1 protein-coding gene is annotated in these 3,338 nt (G+C 72.6%); it reads right to left on the bottom strand.

What is annotated here, in order from left to right; all coding sequences use genetic code 11:
* Positions 1-44: 44 nt before the first annotated feature.
* Complete coding sequence (locus E3T48_RS15330) at positions 45-3,158, bottom strand: DEAD/DEAH box helicase (protein ID WP_134524899.1); 3,114 nt, start codon at positions 3,156-3,158, stop codon at positions 45-47.
* Between the last annotated feature and the right edge of the window lie 180 nt (positions 3,159-3,338).

Raw genomic sequence — 3,338 nt, 5'->3', positions numbered from 1 at the left:
GCCGCGGGTGCCGGCGCGGGCGCCTGCGTCGCCGTCGCCCGGGCTCAGGGCTCGAGCAGGCCGCGGATGTCGTCGGCCGTGAGCGCGTCGCTGAAGCCGGCGTCGCCCGCCGGCCCTCCGGCGCCCAGCACCGAGCCGGTCAGCGCCGCCTTCTGTTCCTTGAGCGCCATCACCTTTTCCTCGATCGTGTCGGTGGCGACCATCCGGTAGACCATCACGTTCTTCGTCTGGCCGATCCGGTGGGTGCGGTCGACGGCCTGCGTCTCGGTGGCCGGGTTCCACCACGGGTCGAGCAGGAAGACGTAGTCCGCCTCGGTGAGGTTCAGGCCGAACCCGCCGGCCTTGAGGCTGATCAGGAACACCGGGGCATTGCCCCGCTTGAACCGGTCGATCACCGCCGAACGGTGCAGCGTCGACCCGTCGAGGTAGCAGTAGGCGATGCCCGCGGCGTCGAGCCGGGCCGCCGCCTTGCCGAGGAACGAGGTGAACTGGCTGAAGACGAGCGCCCGGTGGCCCTCGGCGACCACGTCTTCCAGTTGTTCGAACAGGGCGTCGAGTTTGCTCGAGCGCACCCCGGCGTACTTCTCGTCGACCAGTGAGGGGTCCAGGCTGAGCATGCGCAGCAGGGTCAGGGACCGGAAGACGATGAACCGGTTCCGGTCCAGGTCTTCGATCAGGCCGAACAGTTTCTGTCGTTCCCGCTGCAGGAAGGTGTCGTAGAGCCGGCGGTGCCGCGGGTTCAGGTCGATCTGCAGGATCTGCTCCTGTTTGGGCGGCAGCTCCGGCGCGACGACGTCCTTGGTGCGGCGCAGCAGAAGCGGCCGGATGCGGCGGCGCAGCCGGGCGATCAACGCCGGGTCGGCGCCGGCGCCGACGGGTCGCAGGTAGTCCTCGGCGAACCGGCGGGCCGAGGGGAACAGGCCAGGGGCGACGATCGCGAACAGGGCCCACAGCTCGAGCAGGTTGTTCTCCATCGGCGTGCCGGTGAGGGCCAGTTTGAACGGGGTGTCCAGGTCCCGGGCGCAGAGGTGCACCTTCGAGGCGCGGTTCTTGACGAACTGGGCCTCGTCGAGGATCAGCCCGGCCCACCCGGCGGCCTGGTAGGCCTCGAAGTCGAGGCGGAAGAGCGCGTACGAGGTGACGACGACGTCGACGCCGGCCGCGGCATCCGTGAGCGGCTCGCCACCGGCCGCCACGGTCGCCGTGATGCCGCGCACGGCGAGGCCGGGCGTGAACCGGGCGGCCTCGGAGAGCCAGTTGGAGACCACGGAGGTCGGCGCCACGACCAGGAACGGCCGTCGGTCGGGGGTGCGCGGCTGGGCGGTGGCGTGGGCGAGCAGCGCCAGGGTCTGCAGGGTCTTGCCGAGCCCCATGTCGTCGGCGAGGATGCCGCCGAGCCGGTGCTCCCAGAGGAAGGCGAGCCAGGCGAAGCCGTGCAGCTGGTAGGGGCGCAGGGTGGCCCGGAGTCCGGCCGGCAGGTCGCCGGTCTGGTCGCCGGGTTGCCGGCTGCCGGTGGCGAGAGCGAGCAGCCCGGCCACGGCGGCTCGCCACGCGACGGCCTGCACGGTCTCGTCGGCGAGGTCTTCGAACTCGGACCAGAGGGAGGCCTGGTGACGGCTGATCCGCAACCCGGTGTCCCACTCCTGCAGCGCCCGGGCCTCGGCGATGAGCTCGTGCAGGCGCTCGAACACCGGCTGGCGCAGGGACAGATAGCTGTTGTCGACGAGGAGCAGCTTGGTCTTGCCCTTGGCCAGGGCCGTGAAGAGAGGCCCGAACGGCACGCTCCGGCCTTCGACCGTGACGAGCACGCCCAGGTCGAACCAGTCGCGGTGGTCGGTCTCGACCGTGGTGACGGTGAGCTCGGGCACGGCCGTCAGCTCGCGATAGTCGGGCTGGTCGCCGAGGACGTCCACGCGCACGCCCGGCACCAGGCGGAGAATCGGCAGGGTCTGCCCGGAGAACTCGGCCGTCTCGATGCCGTGCAGGATGCGGGGCGCAGAGCCGGGCGCCGGGTGTCCGTGCACCCGGAGGGCGAGGGCCGCGGCGGCGAGGATGGTGGTTTCGGGGGTGGGGTCGGTCTCGGCGACCGTCTCGGCGTCGGTCTGCGTGCCGGCATCGGGGGCGTCGGGATCGGGGGTGCCGGGGGTGCCGGGCCTGCCGGGGGTGCCTGCCGTCGGCCGGAGCGGGCTCCGGGTGACGCGGGCACCCTCCCGGTGGTCCCAGTGCCACTCGAGCTCCAGCGCCTGCTTCGGCCGGAACCGGGCGGTGAGCACGAGCACGGGCGGGTCGGCCTCGGGGAAGAGGACCGAGGCATCCGTGCTGGTCACGGGGAGCGCGTGCCGCAGTGCAGGGTAGAACACGGTCAGGAACTCGGCCACGTCGCCCTCCGGCACGTCGACTGTGCCTGGGCGCCCGAGCAGGCGGAGCTGTTCGGGGCTGAGCGGCCCGGTGGTCGCGGCCAGCGTGAACACCGGCCTGGCGCCGAACTCCCAGGCGTAGAGGCCGTGGCTGCCGATGGCGCCGGCGTGTTCGGCGGGGTAGGCCTCGCCGTCGATCTGCAGACGGGTGGCCAGGCGGAGGCCCTCGCCGACCGCGTCGGTGCTCGCGTCGAGACCCAGGCCGGCCGCGCGGCCCACCGTGACCCGGGCATCCTTCTTGCTGCCGACCAGGTTGAGGCCGATCGCGGCGGCCTCGTCGAAGAGGTTCCAGAGCAGGGGGCTGGCGAAGTCGTCGAGGTAGAGCCAGTCGGGCTCCTGACTGGTATACACCCCGCGTACCGCCCGGTGCAGGGCGAGCAGCTGGCTCAGCCAGCGGTGGTGCTCCGGGTTCAGGTTCAGCCGGTTCAGGTGGAACCCGAGCTGGTTCCAGGCCACATTGGTGCGCACCCAGCTGCCTCGCGCGCTCAGGATGACGGGGCGCACCCCGAGCCGGAACTCGCCGTGCCCGGGCCGGATGGTCGTGACGGTTCGTGCCGTCGGCCCGCGCCACCGCTCGTTCGTGCGCGGGGTCTGCTCGCGCAACTCGAACTGGAGGCCCATCGGCACGGGCGCGGAGCCGCCCGCGGTGGGGGAGCCGGGAGCCTCGGCCGCGGGCCCGGCCGGAGGTCCCGCGATCCGTTTCCAGTCGGCGGATGCCGCTGGAGGCCCGGAGCGCGACATGGCTCCATGTTCTCACGCGCGGCCCGGGCCGCGCGGCGCGCTCGACCGGAGAAATTTCGGACGCGCCGGGAAACGTGGCAGCCGCAACGGCGTGTCGCGAGAATCTCCATCTCGGAGCGGCGGCGTGCCGCGGCGGCGGTGGTGTGCGGCGGCGTGCCGCGGCGGCGGGCGCTACCCGGG

Origin of the sequence: Cryobacterium fucosi, from assembly GCF_004403515.1 — a bacterium.
In the GTDB taxonomy this organism is placed as follows: Bacteria; Actinomycetota; Actinomycetes; order Actinomycetales; family Microbacteriaceae; genus Cryobacterium; species Cryobacterium fucosi.
This window is presented reverse-complemented; position numbering and strand designations above follow the sequence as displayed.